This window comes from Nocardiopsis valliformis DSM 45023, from assembly GCF_000340985.1.
Taxonomy (GTDB): domain Bacteria; phylum Actinomycetota; class Actinomycetes; order Streptosporangiales; family Streptosporangiaceae; genus Nocardiopsis; species Nocardiopsis exhalans.
Genome location: NZ_ANAZ01000003.1, coordinates 142,210 through 165,686, shown reverse-complemented (window position 1 = coordinate 165,686; position 23,477 = coordinate 142,210). Strand labels below are relative to the sequence as shown.

The 23,477-nt window shown below is 69.3% G+C and carries 25 protein-coding genes; 18 read left to right on the top strand and 7 right to left on the bottom strand.

What is annotated here, in order from left to right:
• The first annotated feature begins 9 nt into the window (after positions 1 to 9).
• On the top strand, positions 10 to 606 hold the full coding sequence (locus tag D457_RS0103455) for a dTDP-4-dehydrorhamnose 3,5-epimerase family protein (RefSeq protein WP_239646001.1): 597 nt from the start codon (positions 10 to 12) through the stop codon (positions 604 to 606).
• Positions 607 to 672: 66 nt separating this feature from the next.
• Here D457_RS0103455 and rfbB read toward each other — a convergent pair whose 3' ends face one another.
• Positions 673 to 1,635, bottom strand: coding sequence for a dTDP-glucose 4,6-dehydratase (rfbB, locus tag D457_RS0103450; RefSeq protein WP_017579246.1), 963 nt, complete (start codon positions 1,633 to 1,635; stop codon positions 673 to 675).
• Entirely contained in the window at positions 1,632 to 2,696 is a 1,065-nt protein-coding gene (locus D457_RS0103445; RefSeq protein ID WP_017579245.1) for a glucose-1-phosphate thymidylyltransferase, read from the bottom strand. Before D457_RS0103445 ends, rfbB begins: the two co-directional genes overlap by 4 nt.
• Before the next feature lie 205 nt (positions 2,697 to 2,901).
• Between D457_RS0103445 and D457_RS0103440 the strand changes: the two genes are divergently transcribed.
• Genes D457_RS0103440 through D457_RS0103385 form a run of 12 tightly spaced genes read left to right on the top strand, consistent with a single transcriptional unit; the run spans position 2,902 to position 12,778 of the window.
• Positions 2,902 to 4,404, top strand: coding sequence for an AMP-binding protein (locus D457_RS0103440; RefSeq protein ID WP_017579244.1), 1,503 nt, complete (start codon positions 2,902 to 2,904; stop codon positions 4,402 to 4,404).
• Positions 4,401 to 4,664, top strand: coding sequence for a phosphopantetheine-binding protein (locus D457_RS0103435; protein ID WP_017579243.1), 264 nt, complete (start codon positions 4,401 to 4,403; stop codon positions 4,662 to 4,664). The genes D457_RS0103440 and D457_RS0103435 overlap by 4 nt, the downstream gene beginning before the upstream one ends.
• 3 nt (positions 4,665 to 4,667) lie before the next feature.
• Complete coding sequence (locus tag D457_RS0103430) at positions 4,668 to 5,717, top strand: hypothetical protein (RefSeq protein WP_017579242.1); 1,050 nt, start codon at positions 4,668 to 4,670, stop codon at positions 5,715 to 5,717.
• Positions 5,714 to 6,580 carry a tryptophan synthase subunit alpha gene (trpA, locus tag D457_RS0103425; RefSeq protein ID WP_017579241.1) on the top strand — a complete coding sequence of 289 codons (867 nt, stop codon included), beginning with the start codon at positions 5,714 to 5,716 and terminating at the stop codon, positions 6,578 to 6,580. The genes D457_RS0103430 and trpA overlap by 4 nt, the downstream gene beginning before the upstream one ends.
• A complete protein-coding gene (locus tag D457_RS0103420) occupies positions 6,567 to 6,941 on the top strand; it encodes an ectoine synthase (RefSeq protein WP_017579240.1) in 375 nt (124 codons plus the stop codon). The genes trpA and D457_RS0103420 overlap by 14 nt, the downstream gene beginning before the upstream one ends.
• Positions 6,942 to 6,965: 24 nt before the next feature.
• Positions 6,966 to 8,189: an acyl-CoA dehydrogenase family protein gene (locus tag D457_RS0103415; protein ID WP_017579239.1), complete on the top strand. Its 1,224-nt coding sequence runs from the start codon at positions 6,966 to 6,968 to the stop codon at positions 8,187 to 8,189.
• On the top strand, positions 8,186 to 8,893 hold the full coding sequence (locus D457_RS0103410; protein ID WP_017579238.1) for a transglutaminase-like domain-containing protein: 708 nt from the start codon (positions 8,186 to 8,188) through the stop codon (positions 8,891 to 8,893). Before D457_RS0103415 ends, D457_RS0103410 begins: the two co-directional genes overlap by 4 nt.
• Entirely contained in the window at positions 8,890 to 9,573 is a 684-nt protein-coding gene (locus D457_RS0103405) for a phosphoribosylanthranilate isomerase (protein WP_017579237.1), read from the top strand. Before D457_RS0103410 ends, D457_RS0103405 begins: the two co-directional genes overlap by 4 nt.
• Positions 9,570 to 10,352, top strand: coding sequence for a beta/alpha barrel domain-containing protein (locus tag D457_RS0103400; RefSeq protein ID WP_017579236.1), 783 nt, complete (start codon positions 9,570 to 9,572; stop codon positions 10,350 to 10,352). Before D457_RS0103405 ends, D457_RS0103400 begins: the two co-directional genes overlap by 4 nt.
• On the top strand, positions 10,349 to 11,185 hold the full coding sequence (locus tag D457_RS0103395) for an NmrA family NAD(P)-binding protein (RefSeq protein ID WP_026116292.1): 837 nt from the start codon (positions 10,349 to 10,351) through the stop codon (positions 11,183 to 11,185). The genes D457_RS0103400 and D457_RS0103395 overlap by 4 nt, the downstream gene beginning before the upstream one ends.
• A 40-nt stretch (positions 11,186 to 11,225) precedes the next feature.
• The gene (locus D457_RS0103390) at positions 11,226 to 12,278 is read left to right on the top strand and encodes a zinc-binding dehydrogenase (protein WP_017579234.1); all 1,053 of its coding nucleotides are present in this window, start codon (positions 11,226 to 11,228) and stop codon (positions 12,276 to 12,278) included.
• A gap of 59 nt (positions 12,279 to 12,337) precedes the next feature.
• The gene (locus tag D457_RS0103385; RefSeq protein ID WP_017579233.1) at positions 12,338 to 12,778 is read left to right on the top strand and encodes an ester cyclase; all 441 of its coding nucleotides are present in this window, start codon (positions 12,338 to 12,340) and stop codon (positions 12,776 to 12,778) included.
• 88 nt (positions 12,779 to 12,866) lie between these two features.
• Here D457_RS0103385 and D457_RS0103380 read toward each other — a convergent pair whose 3' ends face one another.
• The gene (locus tag D457_RS0103380) at positions 12,867 to 13,607 is read right to left on the bottom strand and encodes an AfsR/SARP family transcriptional regulator (RefSeq protein WP_017579232.1); all 741 of its coding nucleotides are present in this window, start codon (positions 13,605 to 13,607) and stop codon (positions 12,867 to 12,869) included.
• Positions 13,608 to 13,939: 332 nt separating this feature from the next.
• Between D457_RS0103380 and D457_RS37430 the strand changes: the two genes are divergently transcribed.
• Both D457_RS37430 and D457_RS0103370 read left to right on the top strand, forming a co-directional pair.
• Positions 13,940 to 14,065 carry a hypothetical protein gene (locus D457_RS37430; protein WP_017579231.1) on the top strand — a complete coding sequence of 42 codons (126 nt, stop codon included), beginning with the start codon at positions 13,940 to 13,942 and terminating at the stop codon, positions 14,063 to 14,065.
• Positions 14,066 to 14,250: 185 nt separating this feature from the next.
• Entirely contained in the window at positions 14,251 to 16,452 is a 2,202-nt protein-coding gene (locus tag D457_RS0103370; protein ID WP_017579230.1) for a TOMM precursor leader peptide-binding protein, read from the top strand.
• A gap of 59 nt (positions 16,453 to 16,511) precedes the next feature.
• On the opposite strand, the gene D457_RS0103365 is transcribed toward D457_RS0103370, so the two are convergent.
• The 3 genes from D457_RS0103365 to D457_RS0103355 form a co-directional block, all read right to left on the bottom strand.
• A complete protein-coding gene (locus tag D457_RS0103365) occupies positions 16,512 to 17,399 on the bottom strand; it encodes an NmrA/HSCARG family protein (RefSeq protein WP_017579229.1) in 888 nt (295 codons plus the stop codon).
• A 34-nt stretch (positions 17,400 to 17,433) separates the two neighbouring features.
• Positions 17,434 to 18,291, bottom strand: coding sequence for an SDR family oxidoreductase (locus tag D457_RS0103360; protein WP_017579228.1), 858 nt, complete (start codon positions 18,289 to 18,291; stop codon positions 17,434 to 17,436).
• Positions 18,292 to 18,361: 70 nt separating this feature from the next.
• A complete protein-coding gene (locus tag D457_RS0103355; protein ID WP_017579227.1) occupies positions 18,362 to 18,796 on the bottom strand; it encodes an ester cyclase in 435 nt (144 codons plus the stop codon).
• Between the two features lie 249 nt (positions 18,797 to 19,045).
• Here D457_RS0103355 and D457_RS0103350 point away from each other — a divergent pair, with 249 nt between their 5' ends.
• The gene (locus D457_RS0103350; protein WP_017579226.1) at positions 19,046 to 19,906 is read left to right on the top strand and encodes a class I SAM-dependent methyltransferase; all 861 of its coding nucleotides are present in this window, start codon (positions 19,046 to 19,048) and stop codon (positions 19,904 to 19,906) included.
• Between the two features lie 72 nt (positions 19,907 to 19,978).
• Here the strand turns inward: D457_RS0103350 and D457_RS0103345 are convergent, their stop codons facing one another.
• The gene (locus D457_RS0103345) at positions 19,979 to 21,055 is read right to left on the bottom strand and encodes a serine hydrolase domain-containing protein (protein ID WP_239646000.1); all 1,077 of its coding nucleotides are present in this window, start codon (positions 21,053 to 21,055) and stop codon (positions 19,979 to 19,981) included.
• Between the two features lie 190 nt (positions 21,056 to 21,245).
• Between D457_RS0103345 and D457_RS0103340 the strand changes: the two genes are divergently transcribed.
• Positions 21,246 to 22,013: an SDR family NAD(P)-dependent oxidoreductase gene (locus D457_RS0103340; RefSeq protein WP_193374442.1), complete on the top strand. Its 768-nt coding sequence runs from the start codon at positions 21,246 to 21,248 to the stop codon at positions 22,011 to 22,013.
• Positions 22,014 to 22,296: 283 nt separating this feature from the next.
• Positions 22,297 to 23,463 (top strand): sensor histidine kinase, encoded by a 1,167-nt coding sequence (locus D457_RS0103335; RefSeq protein ID WP_017579223.1) that lies wholly within the window; start codon positions 22,297 to 22,299, stop codon positions 23,461 to 23,463.
• Positions 23,464 to 23,477 lie beyond the last annotated feature (14 nt).

Here is a 23,477-nt window from a genome sequence, read left to right as displayed (position 1 = left end):
GATTCCGCGATGAACGATGAGGGGGGCCTGCCCGGGGATGAGGGGCCGGCTTCCGTGGTCCCCGATGTCTGGAGGGTGGGTTTGTGTCCGCACGAGGACGCCCGCGGCCGGTTCGTGGAGGCTTTCCACCAGGAACGCCTCGCCGCCGAGAGCGGGCGGCTCATGACGGTCAGACAGGTGAACTACTCGGTGTCCCGCCGGGGGGTCGTGCGAGGGGTGCACTATTTCGCGGACCCGGGAGGCCAGGCGAAGTACGTTACGTGCGTGTCGGGCGAGGTACTCGACGTGGCGGTCGACCTACGAGTCGGGTCGCCCACCTACGGCAGGTGGGAGTCGGTGCGGATGGACGCCTCCCGCCCGCGCGCCGTCCACGTGCCAGTGGGGCTGGGGCACGCTTTCGTCGCCCTGAGCGAGGAGGCGGTGATGCTCTACCTGTGCGACTCGCCCTACGTACCCGGGCTGGAACGGACCGTGCACCCCCTCGACCCGGAGCTCGCGCTTCCCTGGCCCGATGACCTCGCCCCGACCCTGTCGGAGCGCGACCGCGCGGCACCGTCTCTGGCTCGGGCCCGCGCGGACGGTCTCCTGCCCTTCCACCAGGCCTGAAGCTGAGGCGTGCGGGGGCCGGGCGGGACCGGACCCCGCACCCGCGGTCAGCCCGCGGACGGGCGCTCACCCGGGGGTATTCCACCACTCGGGGTGGTCGCGGTACCAGGAGACCGTTCGCGCGAGCCCTTCCGCGAAGGGCACCTGGGGGGCATACCCCAACTCCTCACGGATACGGGTGTCATCGAGTGAGTAGCGCCGGTCGTGGCCCTTACGGTCGGCGACCGCCCGGACACGTGATTCCTCCGCTCCGCACAGGTTGAGCAGCGTCCGGGCCATAAGGCGGTTGGTGAGCCCGTCACCCCCGCCGACGTTGTACACCCGGCCTGCCGTCCCCTTCATGAGGACGAGGTGGACAGCACGGCAGTGGTCGTCGACGTGCAGCCACTCGCGGACATGGGAACCGTCGCCGTAGAGCGTGATCTCCCCACCCGTGAGCAGGCGGGTGATCGACCTCGGGACGAACTTCTCCACGTGCTGGCGCGGACCGTAATTGTTGGTGCAGCGGGTGATGGACGCGTCGAGTCCGTGGGTGCGGACGTAGGAACGGACGACCAGGTCGGCAGCGGCCTTCGACGCGGAGTAGGGATTGTTGGGCAGGAGCGGGGAATCCTCGGTCCAGCTCCCCTCGGACAGGGAGCCGTAGACCTCGTCCGTGGACACGTGCACCACACGCTCGACGCCACCGCCGAGACAGGCTTCCAACAGGTTCTGCGTGCCTTGGACGTTGACCCGCACGAACACCCCGGCCGCCTCCAAGGAGCGGTCGACGTGCGATTCGGCCGCGAAGTGCACGACGGCATCGTGGCCCGGGACGATGTCGCGCATCAGCGCGGGGTCGCATACGTCTCCCCGGACAAAGGTGAGCCGGGGGTGCTCGGCGGGCAGGTTGTCCCGGCGCCCCGCGTATCCCAGGGTGTCCAGCGCTGTGACGTCGATCCTGTCGAGCCCGGTGTAGCCACCCGCCAGCAGGGTGCGCGTGTAGTGCGATCCGATGAACCCGGCCGCCCCCGTCACCAGAACCCTCATCCGTGGACCTCCACCTTGCTGTCATCGCCGATGAAGAGGGTGCGCCGGTCCGTGACGGGCGATTCGGCCACCGACGCGCGGCGCCCAATCACCGAGCCGTGCACGCCGCTGACGCCGCGGACAGTGGCGCCCTCTGACACGATGGAATCCGTTACCCCCGCCCGCTCCAGGACACAGCCGTCACCGACCGAGGCGTAGGGCCCGACGACACTGTCAGAGATGATTGTCCCCGCCCCGATCACCGCGGGCCCGGTCAGGCGGGAGCGTATGACGCGGGTGCCCTCGCCCACGAAGACCGGGCCGACGATCCGGCTGTCCGGGTCCACCGCACCGAGGATCCGCGGTCTCAGGCTCGCCAACAGTTCGCGGTTGCAGTCCAGCACGTCCTGGACCCGCCCGGTGTCCCGCCAGAATCCCTGGTGAACGCTGGTGCGGACATCGTCTCCCCGGTCGACCATCCACTGGATCGCGTCGGTGATCTCCAGCTCACCGCGTTCACTCGGCGTGATCGCCGCGACCGCATCGTGCACGGCGGCGGTCAGGAAGTAGACACCGATCACAGCCAGATCGCTCACGGGGTGCTCGGGTTTCTCGACCAGCCGGAGCACACGGCCTTCGGAGTCCACCTCGGCGACCCCGAACTGGCGCGGGTCGTCGACCTTGCTCACGGCCAGGTGCGCGTCGCTGCGGTCGGCCCGGAAACGGTCGGCGATCTCGGTCAGCCCCCCGGCGAGCACGTTGTCCCCGAGATACATGACGAAGTCGTCGTCCCCGAGGAAACGGCGGGCGATCCGCACGCAGTGCGCCAGCCCGAGCGGCGCCTCCTGCCTGATGTAAGTGATGTCGACGCCGTGGGACGAACCGTCTCCCAGGGCCGCGCGGATGTCCTCCGAACGGTCGCCGACGACCACCGCGACCGAGGTGATCCCCAACTCTCGGACGCTGTCGATGACGTGGCCGAGGATCGGTCTGTTCGCCACCGGGACGAGCTGCTTGGGCATGGAGTGGCTGAACGGGCGCAGGCGCGTGCCTGACCCCCCGGACAGGACCAGGGCCTTCATGGAGTCCCCTTCTCGACTGGGCCGGATGCATCGTGGGCTGCTGCTTGCGCGGCCAACGGTGTCCGCACCCGCTCGCGCCCCTGTCGAGCACCGCTGGAAAAGGTTCGTGATCAGGCCGGTCCGCCGCGCGTACACCGGTTCTCTGACGCTTCTCTAGCCCGAGCACTGAGACTTCGGTGCACCGGCACGGACTGGGAAGGGAAAGATGCGCACGTACTCGCTGGTCGAAGCGTTCCTTCGACACGCCCGCGAACAGCCTCTGGCGCCGGCCCTGGTCTGGCGGGAAGAGGAGATCGGTTACGGCGATCTCCTCAGCCGGGCGAACTCGGTCGGTGCCCGGCTCAGGGCGATGGGTGTTCCGTCGAACGAACCCGTCTGCCTCCTCGCCACCAAGTCGCCGGAGGCGGTGGCGATGGTCCTGGCCTGCCTCATGGCGCGGCGCGCCTTTCTCATACCCCCGCCGGACCTGGGCGCCCGTGCGCTCCGTGGGCTGATCGACCTCAGCGGTTGCCGCGCGGTCCTCACCCCTGAGGGAACGCCACGGGACCGCGTGCCCGCGGGTGCGGGCGGTGCGGTGCCTCCGCTGCCCGAGGACACGTCGTTCATGCTGACCACGTCCGGTTCCACCGGGATGCCGAAGGTCGTGCCGCTGAGCGCCGGGGCTGTGGACCGGTTCATCCGGTGGGCCGGAGGAAGGTTTGCCCTGGGCCCCGGTTCGAGGGTGCTCAGCTACGCACCGCTCCACTTCGACCTGTGTCTTTTGGACGTGTGGGCGACCCTGGCCCACGGCGGTTGCTCGGTTCTGGTGGATCCCGGCCTGGCTGCCCGGGGTGACTACCTACTCGACCTCGTCACACGCTGGGAGGTCTCCACCGTGCAGGCGGTGCCCCTGTTCTACCGGCTGGTGGCCGACGCCGCTGCGGAACGACGGTCCCTACCCGGCGTGCGGCAGGCGATCCTTACCGGGGACAGCGTGCCCGGACCGCTCCGGCGCCGGATACCGGCCCTGCTGCCCAACGCTCGCCTCTACAACGTGTACGGGTGCACCGAGACCAACGACAGCCTCATCCACGAGATCGAACCCGGGGACGGGGGCGGCGCCCCTCTTCCGCTGGGCTCGCCCCTGCCCGGAGTCACCGTCGTGGTCGTGGACTCCGAAGACCGACCGCTCCGCGGCCCCGGTGTGGGGGAGCTGTGGGTGCGTACACCGTTCCAGACCTTGGGCTACCTGGGCCGGGCCAATGACCGGACGGTTTTCGCTGACGACCCGGGCTCTGGCAGGCGGAACGGCGGCCCCTTCTTCCGTACGGGTGACCTGGTCCGACGGGACGAGACGGGCCGGATCACCCTGGAAGGCCGCAGCGACTTCCACGTCAAGGTGCGCGGTGTGCGGGTCAACACCCAGGAAGTCGAGCACGTCCTGCTCCACCACCCCGACGTCGTCGAGGCCGTCGCCCTGGCCCGGCGGGATCCGGTCGCCGGCCGCCTGCTGCACCTCGTGGCCCGCAGGGCACCCGGGAGCGGACTCAACAGCCTCGTGCTGCGGCGCCACTGCGCCGCCAGGCTTCCTCGGGCGGCCCTGCCCTCCACCGTGCGGATCACGGACGATTCCCTGCCCCGTACCTCGACCGGTAAGCCCGACCGTGAGCGGATCGCACGGGTCTACTTCGAGCCCGATCGACCAAACGAACAAGGAGAACAGATATGAGGCACGCCGAGACGATCCGCGAGTTCGTGGTGGCGGAGTTCCTCCCGGACGTGAGCACCGGGGAACTGGAAATGGATCTCGACCTCCTGGAGAGCGGGATCGTTGACAGCCTGGGGCTGCTCAAGGTGATCGCCTGGTTAGAGGAGCGGTACGGCGTCTTGGCGGAGAACGAGGACCTGACCCCCGAACGGTTCCGGTCCGTCGCGTCCATCGCGGAGTTCCTCGAACAGGCGAACCGCGGCCCGTCGGAAGCGGAGTGACCCATGTCCGAGCTCATCGACGCACTCGTCAACGGGGGACGTCCCGTGGAGGAGGCGGAGTGGGACTCCTTCTGGGAGCGCTTGCGCTCCGGGAAGCCGGTCCCGGGTGAGGCTGCGGCGGTTCTGGCCGGCCTGTCGGCCCGCCGCCCCGGGGCCGACACCCTGTCCTCCCTGCTGGCCTCCTTGGACATGGACCGCCGCCTCGAGGAGGCCGGGCCGTTCCCTGACACGGTCAACATCGTCGGAACCGGTGGAGGTCCGCGCACTTTCAACGTGTCGGTCGCGGCGGCGTTCGTCGCCGCGGCGACGGGTGTGCGGGTCCTCAAGACCGGCTCCCGCGCCTATACGAGCGGGGTCGGGTCCGTCGACCTGCTCGGCTTCCTGGGGGTCCCCCTGACCACGTCCCACGACCGGACCCGGGAGTTCCTGGACCGTCACGGCCTGGCCTTCCCCAGCGGTTTCGTCTTCCCGAGGGAGCTGGCGCTCCTGGCGCGGAGCGTCTACCCGCTCGACATGCGCACGGTGGGGCGGTTCGTCAGCCGTGTCGGTCCCCTGCTGGCTGCGGTGCCCACCACGGCCCAGGTCACCGGGGTCAGCGAGCCCGCCCTGGCCGACCTCCTGCTCCACGTGGCGCGGGCGTCTGGGAGGGCGCTGTGGCTGTGCTCCAACGACCTCGGGGTGGACGAGCTGCTCAGCTTCCGCCCGAACACGGTGCGCGGCACCGGGGTGAACACGTACAACCTGGACGGCGGGGACCTCGGGCTCGGCCCCGGAAGCCTCGACGACCTGCGTCCCGTCGAAGGCCGGGAGGCGGTGGCCCGCGATTTCGTTCACCTGCTGGGCGGTGGCAGATCGCGCGCGGCGACGGAGACCGTCTGCCTGAACGCGGCCGCCCTGGCCCGCGCGAACGGGAACTCCGGGTCCTGGCCGGACCTGGTGGGTGCCGCGGCCGACGCCGTGTACAGCGGTGCGGCGGTCCGCCTCCTCCACGAACTCAGGGAAACGACCGGGACACGGCCCGGGCCCCCGCCTGTTCCGGAGGCCGCTTCGTGAACGGCTTCTTCACGGGCAGGCCGCCGGGGACGCCAGGGCTCGTCCTGTTCCTGAACGCGGGGGACCCGCCGTTGCGGGACCTGCCCCGTCTGGCGGAGGCGCTCGACACGCTGGGCGTGGACTGCCTCGAACTCGCCGTTCCCTTCCCGGACTCGGCCACCGACGGGCCCGTGATCCGCCGTTCCGCGCGCAGGGCACTGGCGGACGGGGCCGATCTCGACCGGGTCCTGGCCGCCGTCGAACGGATCCGGCCCCGGATGCGCCGGATGCGCATCGTGCTCCTGGCCGACTGGCGCCACACCGTGTGGCCCGTGGGCACCGGCGCCTTCGTCCGGCGGGTCCGTGACCAGGGGGCGGACGGGCTGCTCGTGCACGGGCTGCCGCCCCGGGGCCGCGACGCGTATTTGACCGCGGTACGTGAGACGGGCCTGCCCTCCGTCACGACCTGCTATGCGGGTTCCGACCCGGCGGTGGTGGCTAGGGCGGCGGCGGAGGCCACTGCCTTCGTCTACCTCGTCGCCTACTACGGCAGGAGCGGTGGCTCAGGACGTGTCGACCCCCGGAGCGTGGCGGCGACCGCGGTGGAGCTGCGAAAACGGACCGATGTTCCGATCGTGGTCGGGTTCGGAGTGTCAGGAGCCGCTGACACCGAACGCATGCACTGCCTGGGTGCCGACGCGGTGGTCGTCGGCAGCGCCGCGGTCGAGAGCGTGGAGAGGGCCCTGACTGAACGCCGTGACGTCGTGCCCGCGCTGGAAGACCTCGTCCGCCGGCTCCGCCCGCATTCGGCGGAGTCCCCGACCCCCGCCCGAACAGGCGCGGGCAGCTCTCAGGGAAAGGCCCACAGGAATGATCATCCGTGATCTGGAAAGCGCGAAAACCGTCGAGTGGGGCAACGGGCTCAGCCGCAGACTGCTCCTCGAAAGCGACGGCATGGGGTACTCGGTCACCGACACCATCGTCCGCGCGGGCACCAAGTCCCGCTTGGAGTACCGGAGTCACCTTGAGGCGTGCTACTGCATCGAGGGCTCGGGAGAGGTCGTCAGCGCCTCGGGCGACTCCCACTCGATCACGCCGGGCCGACTGTACGCGCTCGACCAGCACGAGGCGCACTACCTGATCGCGTCGCCCCACGCCGACCTGCGGCTCGTCTGCGTGTTCTCACCGGCGTTGACCGGAGACGAACGGCACGACCTCGACGCCGACGGTTTCTCCCACTACTGAACCATCTCCGACAGGAGTGAACGGATGTTTGATTGGAGCGCCGAGCAGCGGGCCCTGCGCGTGGGTCTGGAGCGCCTCGGCGATGAGTTGAGTGACGGCCACCTGGCACGCGAGGCGGACATGCGCTTTCCCGAAGGGCCTTGGAAGACCCTGTGCCGGAGTGGGCTGTTCGGCTTGCCCTTCGAGGCGCGATGGGGCGGTTCCGGCCAGAACTTGTTGACGACGATGTACGTCCTGGAAGGGCTGGGGCTGGTGTGCCGGGACCCCGGGTTGAACTTCTCCGCCGTCACCCACATGGTCAGCACCGGGATTCCGATCCAGAAGTTCGGCTCCCATCGCATCAAGGACGCCCACCTGCCCGGGGTGGTCGAGGGCCGCACGATCGGTGCACACGCGATCAGCGAGCGGGAGGCCGGTTCGGACGCGCTGGCCATGACCACCAGGGCCGTCCTCGACGGCGACGACTACGTGATCAGCGGTGCCAAAGCCTTCGTCACCAACGGGCCGGTGGCCGACCAGTTCGTGGTCTACGCCCGAACTGGCTCCGGGGGCGGCCCGCTCGGCCTCACCGCTTTCCTCGTCGGGGCCCGTACACCGGGCCTGCGTGTGGGGCCGCCCATGGCGAAGATGGGGTTGCGGACTTCCCCGCTGAGCGAACTGACGCTGGACGGGTGCCGGGTTCCCCGGGCAAACGTGATCGGGCGACCCGGGGCCGGATTCCTCATCCTGGACCACGTGATGCGGTGGGAGGTGCTCTGCTCCTTCGTCACGACTGTGGGAGAGATGCAGCACCGGCTGGACCGCTGTGTCGAGTACGCCCGCACCCGGAGCCAGTTCGGATCCCCGATCGGGTCCTTCCAGGCTGTGTCCCACAAGATCGTCGACATGAGGATCGGCGTGGACACCGCACGCCAGTGGCTCTACCGGACCGCGGAGCGGATGATCCGGGGCGAGGACGTCACCGCGGACGTCGCCATAGCCAAGCTCGTGACGAGCGAGAACAACGTCTCCTCCGCGCTGGCCGCCGTCCAGGTCTTCGGAGGGAACGGATACCTGAGCGAGTCAGGTCTGGAGAAGGACGTCAGGGCCGCGGTAGCCGGGACGATCTACTCGGGCACCACGGAGATCCAGCGGAGCCGGGTCGCGGCCGCACTCGGGCTGCACGGGGGCACAGGCGGACGCGGGCGTCGCGAACCCGGACGTCAACGGCGGGACCCCGGCCCGGGGACGGGGCGTGAGCCGGTATGAGCCCCGACACGTCACGGACCCCGCCCTCCCCGGAGTCGCTGAGGGCGACCGATTTCCTCGACCACGACAGCGCGGAGGTCGGCGCCTTCGTGGCGGCCGCGCTCTCCCCTGGCTCCAACACACCGACCCGGCGCGCCGTGGACCTCTACTACCGCGTGCGGGACGGCATCCGCTACGAGGTCTACGGGGCGGACCTGTCCAGGGAAGGGCTGCGGGCGAGCAGCGTCGTCAGGTCCGGCTCCGGCATGTGTCTGCACAAGTCGGTCCTGTACGCGGCGTGCCTGCGCCGCGTCGGGGTGCCGAGCCGCCTGGTACTCACGGACGTGCGCAACCACCTGTCATCGCTCCGGCTCCGGAGCCTGGTCGGCGGGGACGTCTTCCACCAACACTGCCTGACCGCCCTCCACCTCCGGGGGAGATGGCTCACGGTGACCCCGGTGTTCAACCGTGTGCTCTGCGCGCTTTACAGGATGCGGCCGCTGGAGTTCGACGGAACGGCCGACAGCGTCCACCACCCCTACCCCGGCGCGGAAGGCGGGGGCATGGAGTTCCTGCGTACTCACGGCACCTTCGAGGACCTTCCCCACACGATGGTCCTCCGCGACCTCCGCCAGGCCCACCCCGGTCTCTTCCCCGGCGCGGGCGTGGCCGTGGCACCGGGCAGCCTGGCGGACGAGGCCGAGCCCCCGGGGCCGAGGCCGTGATCATCAAGGTGTGCGGGGCCGCCACCGAACAGGACGTGGCCTCCGCGGCGGGGGCCGATCTCGTCGGTCTCTGGCACGCCGTCCCCGGCGGACACGCGAACCTCGGTCTGTCCCGGCTGATCGGTGTCGCGGCGGCCGTGCTGCGTGATCGCCGCGCGCGCCCGGTCCTGGTGACCTTCGAGGCCGATCCCGGGCGGCTGTCGCAGGCGGTGGCCGACTCCGGGGCCTCCTGGGTCCAACTGCACGGATACCAGCCGCCCGGCACGGTCCGCGTGCTCAGACGCATCGCGCCGCGGGGGACGACTCTCATGAAGGTCCTGCACGTGCAGGGCGGGCGGTGCCAGGAACAGCCCCTGATCGAGTCCTACCAGCGGGCGGGGACGGATGTCTTCCTCATCGACGCGGTGACCGGGGACGGGCGCGTCGGAAGCACCGCGTCGCCCCTCGACCCGGTGGCGGTACTGGCCCTGGCCGACCACGTCCGCCTCCCGTTCATGCTGGCGGGAGGGCTGGGACCCGAGTCGAGGGAGCGCCTGCGAGACGTGGTGGCGCACCCGCGTTTCCTCGGAATCGACGTGGACTCGGCGGTCAGGGGCGGTGACGGCCGTATCCGGCGGGACCGCGTAAGGGACCTGCTGCACGCATGGCGCGAAGGCCGGAACGGGGGCGGTCCGGTATGACGTCCCGGTTCATCGAGGCCTTGGTCGGCTCTGACCGGCCGGTGGTGATGGAGGTCAAGCTTCGCGCCTCCGATGGTTCCGAACTCCTGGGCGGCCGGACGGTCGCCCAGACCGTCGCCGCCTACGAAACCGCGGGGGCGCCGTGCTTGTCCGTGGTCACCGGCCGATGGTTCGGGGGGACCGAGGAACTCCTGGCGGAGGTGGCGGGGCTGACCGCGTTGCCGATCCTGCGCAAGGACTTCGTCACCTCCGAAACCGGCCTGGCCAGGTCCAGGGACCTGGGCGCGTCCGCCGTCCTGCTCACCTCGGCGCTTCTCGCGCGTTCCACCCTGGGCCGCCTGGTCGACCAGGCGCTGGGTCTGGGCCTCACCCCATTCGTCGAGGTCGTGAGCGAGGAGGAGGCGCTGCACGTCCCCCGTGCCGGGGAATGCGTGGTCGCCGTGAACAACAAGGACATTCGTGCGCGAGAACAGGGGGCGGCGGAACTGGAACGCAGCAGGAACCTGCTCGCCGCTGTGAGACGCGGGGGCACACCGTGCCCCGTGAGCGCGAGCGGGCTTGAACGCCCCTCTGACGCCGCGGAGATGTTGGAACGGGGATACGCGGGGCTGTTGGTCGGTACGGGCCTGTTGAGGCGCGCGACCCCGCGGGACTGGTGCCAGGAGTTCGACCGTCTCCGGACGGCGACCTGTCCGGCGGCTCCGCCGCCGCGCCCCCGGCGCCAGGCACCGAGAACCGGCTTGTCATCCACACGACGAGATCCAGGGAGTTATCCATGACGATTCTGATCACCGGAGCCACGGGAAGAGTGGGCCGACGGGTGGTGGACGCGGTCCTGCGTTCGGGAGAGAGGGTGCGGGCGCTGACCCGGGACCCCGAGAACGCTCGACTGCCCGTGGGCGTCGAGGTCGTTCGCGGTGACCTCAAACGGCCGGAAGGCTTGGCCGCCGCTCTGGCCGGGGTCGACCGCCTCTATCTGTTTCCCGAGCCCTCGACCGCACGGGCGGTGGTGCGGGCCGCGGTCGAAGCCGGGGTCCGGCGGATCGTGGTGCTGTCTTCCTCCTCGGTGCTGGACGAGAGCGGGGACAACCACAGCGGCGAGTACCACCGGGTCGTGGAACGGGCGGTGGCGGAGTCCGGTGCCGCGTGGACGTTCGTGCGCCCCGACGAGTTCGCCGGGAACGTCCTGTGGAAGTGGGGCGCCTCCATCCGCACGGAGGGCGTGGTGCGCGCACCGTACGCCGACGCCGTGCGCGTGCTGATCCACGAGGCCGACGTGGGGGAGGTCGCGGCGGCCGCCCTGCTGGAGGAGGGGCACGAAGGTCGTGCCTATCTGATCACCGGACCCGAAGCCCTGACTCAGGCCGAGCAGGTGCGCGTAATCGGGGAAGCGCTGGGGCGGGACGTCCGTTTCGAGGAGCTCACCCACGAGCAGGGGCGCGCGGCCATGCTCGGCTCGATGCCGGAGCCGGTGGTCGACATGGTGCTCGGCTACCTGGCCGAGGCGGTGCACTCCCCGCCCCGGGTGTCGCCCGTGGTGGAGGAAGTCTTGCGCAGGCCCGCGCGCACGTTCAAGCAGTGGGTCGAGGACCACAGGTCTGACTTCGTCTGAGCCCCGCCCGGCCCCCGTCACCAGAACTCAGGAAGAGGCCATGCGTACAGAAGACCACAACATCCAGGAACCCGCGGGGACCGCGGCGAACGCACAGGTCGTGGTAGCGGCTATGGGGCCGCCGGAGGGCATGGCCCTGCGCCCGGCCCCTATGCCCCGCCCCGGTCGCGGCCGGGTCGTCGTGGAGGTCGAGGCCGCCGGGATCTCCTACGCGGAGGTGCAGATGCTCGGACGCCTGCACCCCTTCCCGCCCGGTTTCCCCTTCGTCCCCGGCTACGACCTGGTCGGCCGGGTCACCGAGGGGGGGAGGGGGGTCGTCGGGGTCCGGCCCGGTGACCGAGTGGCGGCCATGCCCAGGAAGGGGGCGTGGACCCGGTTCGCGGAGGTGCCTGCGAAGTGCCTCGCCCCGGTGCCCGAGGGGATCGACCCGGCGGAGGCCGTCGCGCTGGTGACCAACGGGGTGACCGCGTGGCAGATGCTGCACCGCCTCGCCCGAGTCAGGGCCGGCCAGAGCGTGCTGGTACACGGAGCCTCGGGCGGTGTCGGGACGTTGCTCACCGCCTTGGCGGTCCGGCACGGGATCCACGTGATCGGCACGGCCTCCCCAGGCAAACACGAACAGGTCCGGGCACTGGGCGCCCATCCCCTGGACTACCGCGCACCCGATCTCCCCGACCGGGTGCGCGAGCTGGCCCCGGGCGGGTTGGCGGCCGTGTTCGACCACATCGGAGGCCCCGGCCTTGACCAGGGCTGGTCGATGCTGGCACCGGGCGGAGTCCTGGTCTCCTTCGACTCATCGGTGTCCGGCTACTCGCCGGGCCAGTGGTTCCGACCGCACGTCCCCGCGATGCGGCGGGCCCTCGTGTGGAATCTCAAACGCCTGTTGGGCCTGACCGGTGGACGGCGGATGTCCATGTACTACGTCAAGCCCGGAGCGGCGTTCCGGGCGGACCTGGGCGCCATGTACCGGCTGGCCCTCTCCGGTGACCTGCGGCCCCCGGTCGCCCAGCGGTACGCGCTCTCGGAGGCGGGTACGGCGACGCGTCGTCTCATGGACGGCGGCGTGGTCGGAAAACTCGTGCTCGTTCCCTGAGCGCGAACGCCCCCTTCCGTATGTTCCCAACCACCAGTACAGAATCACGAGGAGTCGTCATGTCGAAGACGGAGAACAACGCGAGCGTGACCGATCGGAACAAGGAGTTGTGCCTGAGCATGGTCGCGGCCTGGAACCGCTGGGATATCCACGGTGTCATCAAGCACTGGGCGGATGACGTCGTCCACTACTCCGAGGACCAGCCGGTGGACTCCGGTGAAATGATCCAGCGAATGGAGGCGGGGCTGCGCGCCTTTCCCGACCTGCACCTGGACGTGCGCAGTATCATCGCCGAAGGCGACCGGGTGACCCTGCGGATCACGGTGACCGCCACCAACAAGGACGAATTCCTCGGTGAGCCCGCCACTGGGCGCGGGGTTCGTTGGTTCATGGTCGAGGAACTGCGATTCGTGGACGGGAAGGTCGTCGAGCACTGGGACGTCTTCAACTACCTGCCTATGCTCAAAGACCTCGGAAAGGTACCAGCCGATCTGATGTGAGGCACCCGGGCCCCGACGGGGAACGCAGCCTGCCGGCTTTCGTGGCGACAGGTCGCGTTCCCCGTACGTCCGGGCCTCTCCCCGCTGATCAGAAGGCCAGGTGCGGTTCGCTCTCCTCGCGTCGCGGCTTCGGCATGATGTCGAGGGCGGGGTCGGAGGCCAGGACGGCCTGGTGGAGTCTCCGCAGTCGCGGAGACGGCTCCAGGCCGAGTTCGGCTATGAACCGGTCGCGCAGCGCCTGGTAGATCTCCAGCGCCTGCCACTGGCGGCCCGACCGGCACATGGCCACGATGTGGTGGGCGTGCAGCCCCTCGTGGAGAGGGTGGCGGGCCGTCAGCGCGGTCAGCTCGGTCAGTAGTTCGGCGTGGCGCCCGAGCCGCAGGTCAGCCTTGATTCGGTGCTCCAAGGTGCTGAGACGACTCTCCTGGAGGCGCATGGCCTCGATTTCCAGGACCGGTCCTTTGCCGACGTCCACGAGCACCGCCCCCCGCCACATGGCCAGAGCGCGGTCGAACAGCTCCGAGGCCCGGACGTCCTTCCCCGCCTCGGCCGAGCCGAGGCCCTCCGACACCAGCCGCTCGTACCCGCGTACGTCCACTGCCGAGGGGTCGATGTTCAACCGGTAACCGCCGTGCTGGGTGACCAGAACGCTCTTGGGGCCCGGCCCCGACCGCTGGTCGAGGGCCGCGCCGAGGTGGCGCCGGATCTGGAGGATATAGGTCTGCAGTGTGGTCAGGGCGCTGCGGGGGAGCTCTGTTCCCCACAGTTCTTCCATGAGAGTGGAGGCGGTGATTACCTGGTTCGGATTGAGTGCGAGTATCGACAGCACCTGTCGAGGTTTTCCCGCGGTTGGCAGAAATGATTTTCCATTGATCTCGGCCTCCAGAGGGCCAAGGACCCTTATTTCCATGGCTTTCTCCTGTCAGATCTGGCTGCCCTGCGACAGCTAAATGTTCCACTCGGGGAGCGGTGGAGTCTAGAGACCGATGACGGAGTCCGCCAGGAGAGATGACTGCCTTTCATATGAAAAATTCACGAAAGGATGAGTGCGGTCGCACTTGCTCTTCCCGTCGTGGCTGGTCAATGATTCTGGTGCGACTCAGCCCCACCGGACGTCCGGGGCGGAACCCATGACGAAGAGAACGAGGAGGGAGCGAAACCATGAGCCCGATCGAACCGTACGCCGAGAGCGGCGAAATCCTGATCGAGAACCTTGACGGGAATGCTTACGAGGAGGCTGCGAGCGGTATGTGCCTCTGTTGGAACGAGGCTGTTCTGGACGCCTGACCGCATTGGTCCGTCCTCGGATGACGTTCACCGCTGCCGCTTTGGAGCTGCCAATGACGAACAGACAACTCCCGCCGGGAGCACTGACCGACGATGGGGCGGCCGTGCCGGACCGAAGCGGGTCCGGCATCGCCTTCCGGCCCCATTTCCGGGCTGAGGTCGTACCAGAGGAAGGGGTGTATCTCGTGTCCGAGAACGGGACCACCCTCCTGCGCGGCACCGGTGTCAACGAACTAGCGGTGCTCCTGGACGGGACCCGTGACAGGGGCGTGCTCGTCCGGGACGCCGCGTCGGCGATGTCCGCTGAGGCGGTCGCCGCTGCGGTGGACCGGTTGGTGGCAGCGGGGGTCGTCCACGAGCCGGGCGCACAGGACGCCCCGGGCCCGGCGTCCGCCGCCGAGCGCGCCTACTGGTCACTGGCCGGGCTGGACGCGGTCGGGCCGGCCGCCCGGCCGCCCGGACCCGGGGTGGCGGTCACAGCCCTGGGAAGTGAGATCGGAGCGGAGGGACTCCGGGCCGCGTTGCGTGCTTCCGGAGCGCTAGCGGAAGGCCCCGAGTCAGCGGGGGCCGAGCTGACGGTCGTGCTCTGCGAGGACTACCTCAGCCCCAGGCTCGGGGAAGTGGACCGGGAGCACCGTGCGGCCGGTCGCCCCTGGCTCCTCGCTCGGCCGGACGGCGCCCATCCGTGGATCGGTCCCGTCTTCCAGCCGGGGGAGGGTCCGTGCTGGTGGTGCCTGGAACATCCCTTGCGTCACAACCGGCCGACGGAGGCGCACCTGCGTTCGGTCCTCGCCCGGACCGAGCCCGTCTCGGGGCCACCCACTGGGCTCGCCCCGGTGTCCGCAGCCGCAGCCCAGCTGATTGCCGCGGAGGCACTGAAGTGGGTGGCGGGATACCGGTACCCGGGGCAGAACGCGGTCTGGACGCTGGACAGCCTGTCCCTCACCGGTCGGCGCCACGAGGTCCGCCGCCGACCGCAGTGCAGCGCGTGCGGCGATCCCGGCCTGATCGCCGAGCGCGATCGGTCACCTATGAAGTTCGCCTCCCGAGTCAAGAGGTACCGGGAGGCCGGGGACCGGTCCCTGCCTCCGCAACAGCTCCTGGACCGTTATGAACACCTGGTCAGCCCGATTACGGGCGTGGTTCGCGACATCCAGCGAGACCGGAGGGGGCCGCGCTTCCTGAACTGCTTCCACTCCGGTCACAATCCCGTGGTCGGTTCCCCGACGCTGGGAACGGTTCGGGCCGGGCTGCGCGGCCGGAGCTCGGGCAAGGGGGCGACTGAGATACAGGCACGGGTGAGCGCCCTTTGCGAGGCGGTCGAACGGCACAGCGGGTTCTTCCACGGTGACGAGGAGACCGTGCCAGGCGACTACCGGTCCCTCGCCGGGGACGCGGTGCACCCGGACGAGGTCCAGCTGTTCCACCCCCGGCAGTTCGCCGGGCGCCGGGAGTGGAATGCCGCACACGGTGCCTTCCACCAGGTCTGCGACCCCTTCGAGGAGGACCAGGAGATCAGCTGGACCCCGGTGTGGTCGCACACCGCCCAGCGGCACCGGCTGCTCCCCACGTCCTTGCTGTACTACAACGCGCCCGCTCACAACGGACGCAGGTACTGCTGGGCGCACTCCAACGGCACCGCGGCGGGGGCGTGCAGGGAGGAGGCCGTCGTGCAGGGGTTCCTCGAACTCGTCGAGCGCGACGCCGTGGCCCTGTGGTGGTACAACCGCCTCCGGCAGCCCGGGGTGGACCTGGGCTCCTTCAAGGACCCCTGGATCGACGAGCTGGTGTCTGTCCACCGCGGCCTGGACAGGCGTGTCTGGGCGCTGGACATTACCAGTGACCTCGGCATCCCGACCATGGCGGCGCTCTCCCGGCGGATCGACAAACCGGCCCAGGACATCGTGCTCGGCTTCGGCTCCCACTTCGACGCCGGAATCGCCCTGCGGCGCGCCCTGAGCGAGCTCAACCAGATGCTTCCGCCGGTGGCCCGGGCCCGCGAGGACGGTTCCGGATACGCTCTGGTCGACCCTGACGTACTGGACTGGTGGTGTCGGGCGACCGTCGGGAGCGACCCCCACCTGATCCCCGACCCGGGGGAAGACGCCAGGACACCGGACCACTTCCCTCACGAACCCCGTGACGACCTGCGAGACGACGTGGACGCGTCGGGTGAGCTCGTCCGGGGGCTCGGTATGGAACTGCTGGTCCTGGACCAGACCCGGCCCGACATCGGTCTGCCCGTGGTCCGGGTACTGGTGCCGGGGCTCCGCCCGTTCTGGGCCCGGTTCGGCCCCGGCCGCCTGTACGACGTCCCGGTACGCCTGGGGCGCCTCCCCGAGCCGACGGCCTACGCGGACCTGAACCCCGTCCCCCTTTTCATGTGAGGACCGGGTCGGCTCCGGTGAGCCGGACCGGGCCCCGACCGATCGGGGCCCGGTCCGGCTCAGCCGACCGGTGCCGTGTGACCCACTGTCTGTAGGTACTCCTCGAACGTCAGCAGCGAGGGCCTCCGGGCTCGGAGCGCGGACATGTCGGCCCGGTAACCGAACTCCTGGAACCACTCGAACATGAGAGCGATCTCGCTTGAGTAGGGGATACGGGGATTGGCCGCCACCGCGTCGGCGGGCAGTTCCTCGAACCTCGTGGGCTCCCCGGTGACGTGCTGGAATACCCGGGCGATCTGATCTGCGGTCAACTCGTCCCCCGCCAGCTCCACACTGGCGCCCAGGTATTCCTCCCTGCTCTCGAAGGCGTCAGCCGCGAAGGCGCCGATATCCTGCGTGGCGACCAGCTGGACCCGGGTGTCAGGGTGAAGGGCGAGGGAGAGGACGTTGCCGTCCTCGCCGCGGCGCGGCCCGTTCCGGACGAAGTTGTCCATGAAGAACGTGGGCCGCACCACCGTCGTGGGCACGTCCAGCGACCTCAAGCACCGCTCGATGGTCCACTTGGACTCGAAATGCGGGACACCGCTGCGGCGCTCGGCACCCCCCACCGAGCTGTAGACCACGTGGCCCACCCCGGTTTCCTTCGCGGCCCGGGCCACGGCCTTGCCCTGGCGGATCTCACCGCCGATTCCGGACGGCGTCATGAACGTCTGCACACTGAACACCCCGTCCACGCCGGTCATCGCCCGGATGACCGACGAGGTGTCGTCGAGGTCGCCCCGGACGACGTCGGCCCCGGCCTCGGCGAGCCGTCGCGCCGCCGCCGATTCCGGGGTCCGCGTGAGCACGCGGACACGGTGGCCCCGGCCGAGGAGCTCACGCGCCGTCGCACCGCCCTGGAGCCCGGTCGCGCCGAGGACGAGGATGGTCATCTTCGCACTGGTCATGTGGCCCTACCTGCTTTCTTGGGTTCGTCGCCGGTCATCGGAAGAGGCTTGCGTTCTCCCGCGCCCACTCCCGAAAAGCGCGTGGCGGGCGGCCGGTGAGCCGCTCGACCGTGTCCTTGGTCCGGGCCCAGGGGACCTGGGGGCTGTGCAGGGCGCGGACGTTGGTGATCGCTGCCTCCCGGTCACCCGTGATCGAAGTGAAGACGTCCACGACCCGCTCCGGCGGGGCGACCTCGAAGCCCAGGTCCCGACCGAGCACCTCACCGATAACGGTGGCCTGTTCTGCGGAGGTGATGACCTCCGGGCCGGTCAGCTCGTACGAGCGGCCCTCGTGCCCCTCGCCAGTGAGGACGGCCACCGCGGCCGCGGCGATGTCGGACTCGTCGATCGGGGCGCCCGGCTGGTTGCCGATGAGGCAGCGGACCACCCCCGTCTCCCTGATGCCCTCGGCCCACCACGTCGAGTTGGAGTGGAACGGGCCGGGGCGCAGGAAGGTCCAGGGCACCCCGATACCGCGGACGGCCTTCTCAGCACGGCGGTGGTCGTCGGCGATGCCGTGCTCCAACGGATGCAGCACGGAGGCCGAGGACAGCAGGACGATGTGCTCCAGACGGCCTTCCCGGACGTGGGCGGAGCCGGTGAGCGCTTCGGCGAGGGCGGCGGCCTGGCCCGCGACGTCACCACTCAGGATGACGAAGACCGACCGCACCCCCTCCAGTGCCGCCACGAACCGGGCCCCGTCCGAGACCGAGCCCCGAAGCACCTCCACCTTCTCCGGCAACGCGGCGCGTTCGGGCGTGCGGCTCAGCGCCCGTACCCGGCGGCCCTGTTCCACCAGTTCTTCGACGACGGGGCGGCCGACCGTGCCGGTCGCACCCAGGACCAGGATCATCGCTCTCTCCCTCGCTGACGGGACCGGGGCGCCGTCGCCCCGGGAGGGTTGCCACCGGCTCTCGCGGGGCTCACGGACGCCAGCCCTGCGGCTCGGGCCACGGGGAACCCAGCTGGCGGTAGGTGCCCTGGTAGTCGGGCCAGTCGCGGTGGTCCCGGATCTTGCCGTCCACGAACCGGATCAGGTGGATCTGCTCGCCGGAGAACACCCGTCCCGTGGCGGGCATTCCGACGAGGTTGCCGACATGACGCCCGTACAGCACCAGGTTCGCGCGCACCCAGTCGCCCCGCTCCTCCAGGGAGACCTCCTCCAGTCGGGCCTCCTCGGAGAAGGTCATCCGCAGCCACTTGACCGCCATGGCGAAAGAGGCGGGGCCGACGAGGTCCATGTGCTCGATGGACGCCGGGTTCAGATACTCGGGGTGGATGTACTCGGCCACGTCGTCGGTCTCGCCCGTGTTGTACGCCCTGACCATGCGGCGCACCGCGTCGAACTTCGCTGACATATTTTCCTCGATTCGGGGAGGGGAATTTCTTAATGAGATACTGCGCTCCGGTGAATGTGAATGCAAGGGGTTGCTGTCTTATTTTTTCTCCCTCCACTGCCGCATTAATGGTTTTCTAACAGCACTCCACTCGGGCTCTACTGGGGGCCAGGCATTTTTGGGAAAGATGGTGAATGGAAAAGAATGGGTATTCGTTTCTGGTTGGGCAGCCGTATTTTTCTGCGGTGTCCGGGTACTTGGGAGGAAGACGTGGACAGGGCGACATACAAAGGGGAAGTCACCAGCGCGTTCAATGAGGCGGCCGCGCGCTACGACCGCCTCGGGGTCGAGTTCTTCACCCCGATGGCGAGGCGTCTGGTCGACCACGCGCGGCCCGAGCCGGGGGACCGGGTCCTCGACATCGGATGCGGCGCGGGTGCGTCCGTTTTCCCCGCCGCGGACCGGGTCGGCCCCCGGGGAAGTGTCCTGGGGATCGACATCGCGTCCGCGATGGTGGAGCAGACCGTGGAACAGGCCCGAGCCCAGGGCCGGGACAACGTCACTGCGCGTGTCATGGACGCCGAGCGCCCGGACCTGCCGGAGCGCTCCTTCGACGTGGTGATGGGCGGTTACAGCGTCATCTTCCTGCCGGACGCGCCGGCCGCCCTGAGCCGCTACGTCCCCCTGACAGCTGACGGCGGGCGGCTGGCCTTCAGCACCCCGGTCTTCGACTCCGGCACCTTCCCGTTCCTGCCCCCGGTCTTCACCGACCTCATCCCGCGGTCGCTCCTGCGCGACCTTCCGCCGGAGTGGCACCCCGAACGGCTCCAACAGCGCTTCAACTCCTGGTTGGAGGACCCTGAGGACCTGGTCCGGGCGGTCGAGTCGGCCGGATACCGCGAGGTGAGCGTCGTCGACGAACAGATCGACATGGTCGCGCGGTCGGGGGAGGCGTGGGTCGACTGGTCGCACACACAGGGGATGCGCCTGCTGTGGGAGCACCTCGCGGAGGCCCAGAGCCGGGAGTTGCGGCGGACCCTCATCACCGGCCTGGACGCCATGCGTTCTGGTGACGGGCCCCTGACCATCGAGGTTCCGGTCCGCTACGTCACCGCACGCGTGCCGCGGTAGACGGAACGCGGCCTCCGGACGGCGGATTCCGCCGTCCGGAGGCCGCGTTCCGCTTCCTCCGGTATGCCGGCGTCAGTGGCAGACCGCGACGTTCAGTGCACGGATCACGGCCTTCTCCTGGGCCTCATCGAACTCCTGGTCCAGGGTGATGGAGCACTGGATACGTCGGGCGCCATCCCGCGTCGTGGCCGCGAACGTCGCGTAGCCGGGGATTCCGGCGCCGTGTCCCCAGAGGTCGAGATCTGTGTCGTTGGCGAGGCGCATCAACCCCAGGCCGTAGCCGATGCCCATGGGCAGGTCGTGAATCATCTCCTCTGGCAGGGGCGTGGTCATCTCGGAGAGCTCGTTGGTGCTGAGAAGGGTTCCGTCGAAGAGAGCCACCAGGAAGCGGTCCAGGTCGCTCGTTGTGGAGATGATCTCGCCCGCGCACCCGGCCTCGGATGGGTTCATGACGGTGACGTCCACGGACGAGCCACCGATCTGCATGTAGCCGCGCGCGTGCGGCTCGGGTACGTTCTCGTCGTCACCGGGCAGGTGCGTGTTACTCAGACCTAGCCGGTCGATGACGCGCTCACGGATTTCCGTTGAGTACGAGCGGCCGGTCAGCTTCTCGATGAGGAGCCCGATGACGAAGTAGTTGGTGTTGCAGTACTGGAACTCGCTGCCGGGCTCGAACCCCAGTGGCTTGCCCGTCGCGATGGCGATGAGGTCCCGGGGGTCGTAGTGGTTGTGGCGGTCGCGTAGGAAGCGGTCCCCGGGCTTCTGGAAGGCGTCGGAGTAGTTGTACAGGCCGCTCGTGTGCTGGAGGAGGTTCCGGACGGTGATCCGGTGCCCCTCCGGCAGGAGCTCCGGCAGGTGCTGATCGACCTTGTCGTCCAGCTTCAGGAGCCCTTCGGCGACCAGCTGGAGGACCACGGTTGACACGAAGGTCTTGGTGATGCAGGAGATACGGAAGTGCCCGTCGGCGGGGACCGGTTCGTCGGTGCCCAGCTTCGCGGTACCCGAGGTGACCGTGAACTGGTGGCCCTCCTTGGTGACGCGGAACTGCACACCGGCGGCGCCGGTCGCCACTATCTCGTCGATCGCGCGCTGCGTGGCCTCTTCGTGCGTGATCGCGTGCTGTCCCGCGCTCGTAGCTGCTGTCGCCATGTTCCGGCTCCCGTTCGTCGGTTGCTGCCCGGCCCCGTCCGCCTCGGTGAGGGCGGACAGGGCCGACGCTTGCTCCAGGTAAGGATCACCACGGCTTCTGGAAGGGCGGCAGGAAACCGCTGGAGCCTCGAAGGTGCGGGCCCCGACCGGGCTCGACCCTGTTTCAAGCGCAGCGATCTAGCTTCTGGGCATGGTTACTTCTTCTGACAGAACGCACGCCCGTGCCGTGGTCGTCACGGGCGGGGGAACCGGTATCGGCAGGGCAGCCGCGTGCGCCTTCGCCGAGAGGGGAGACCGTGTCCTGGTCGTCGGGCGCTCCGAGCCGACGCTCCGGGAGACCGCCGACACACACCCTCGGATTCTGCACCTGGTAGCGGACATCTGCGAGCCGCAGGGGCCGGGGACCGTAGTCGATACCGCCCTGGAGCGCCTGGGCGGGCTGGACGTTCTGGTCAACAACGCGGCGACCGCGAGTTTCGCGGACCTCCCGGGCTTGGAGCACGAGAGCGTCCAGGCCCAGGTGCAGACTAACCTGGTGGCCCCGATCCTGCTCACCCAGAAAGCGCTCAAAGCCCTGGAGGCCTCCGGGGGAGTGGTGGTCAACGTCGGCTCCGCCGGGGCGCTCGGTCTGCGCAGTCTGCCGGGCAACGCCGTCTACGGCGCCACCAAAGCCGCCCTGGACCACCTGACCCGCACCTGGGCAGTGGAACTGGCGGACCGGGGCGTACGCGTGGTGGGTATCGCTCCGGGTCTGATCGACACGGGTGTCGGAGTCCGAGCCGGAATGACCCGGGAAGCCTACGACGACTTCCTGGCGGGGATGACACCGCGTATCCCGTCGGGCAGGGTCGGTGCGCCGGAGGAGATCGGGAACTGGGTCGTCCGGTTGTCGGAGCCCGAAGCCTCCTACGTGAACGGCACGGTGGTGACCATTGACGGAGGGTTGTCAGTGACCTGACCTGTGACGGCGGGGGAAGGAGAGGCGGGTGGGCCCGGGGCGCCCGGGAAAAGGTTTCCACACCCGCTTCCGACGCTGTTCCCGTCGACGGTGTATTGGTGGATGCTTAGGTGCTGAAGCACCGTTTCCGGTGCGCGCAATTCAGTGTCCGCCCGCCCCGGACACGCCTCAGGACGGTTGACTCGGAGGAATCTTGAGCTCCATTCCCTCGTCTGCTGACAGAGGAGCACCGAACAGGCCTCAGTACCAGGAGGTCGTGCGTGGGACGGAACCCGAACCCCGTATGGCGAAAGCCATCACCATGGTGGTCATTCTCGGTTTCTTCGGTGTGGCGGTCTCCTATCTTCCGCGTGGAGACGTCTCCTCGGGAGGGGCCTCCGGGGCGATCCCCGCGGCGCTGTCGTTACTCGCACTGCTGCTGTGCCTTCAGATGCTGCACTCCTTCCCCTCCCTAGCGCCGCGGCTGAGCCACTACCGGTACCTGACACTGGGCACCCAAGCCCTGCTCACCTACCTCCCGTTCCTGGTGTTCGGGGAGGCGTGGCTGGGCATGCCTGGTTTCCTCGCGGCCTCGTTCCTGCTCATCCTGCGCGCACCGCTCTCGTGGGTCCTGGTGGGAGCCACCACGTTCAGCATGCAGATGATTCACTTCCTGTTGGGCTTCTCCCCCGGAGAACTCGCTTACAGCACGGTGTCCACCTTGATGACCTGCATGGTCGTTTACTCGTTGAGCAAGCTCTCCGACCTGGTGACGGAGACGCACAGGTCCAGGACCGACCTGGCCCACCTGGTCCTGGTCCGGGAACGGCTGCGGTTCGCCCGGGACCTCCACGACCTGCTGGGATACAGCCTGTCCAGCCTGACCCTCCAGTGCGAGCTCGCCTCCCGCCTGATCAGTACGCAACCCGAGCGTGCCCACCGCGAGCTTGCCAAAGCCCTCGAATCCGCCCGAGGCGCCCTGGCCGACGTCCGGTCTGTCGCGGAGGGCCTCCGCAGCATGTCCCTGGACTCGGAGGTGGCCTCGGCCGCCTCGATCCTGGCGGCGGCCGGCATACGGTCGACGATTTCCATGGATGTGCCCGAGGGAAGTCTCACCGACCGGAGTGAGACGGTCCTGGCCATCGTCCTCAGGGAGGCCGTCACTAACGTCCTTCGCCACAGCAGGGCCGAGGTCTGCGAGATCCGGGTCGAGTGCTCGGAGGGCCGTGCCTGGCTGACCGTCGTCAACGACGGCCTGGCCCGCCGGGGTCCCAACCACCTGAACGAGGACCGGGGCGACAGCGGGCACCTCGGTGGTACCGGGATAAGCAACCTCACCGCACGGGTGAAGGCCCTGGGCGGGACCCTGACCGCGAAGCCGTGCGGTGGTGACACCTATCGGCTGTCGGCGGAACTGCCCGTGTCCCCCGCGGTACCGGAGAACGGCGGTCTCCGTGGCCAGCCCGTGTGAGATGGCCGGACGGG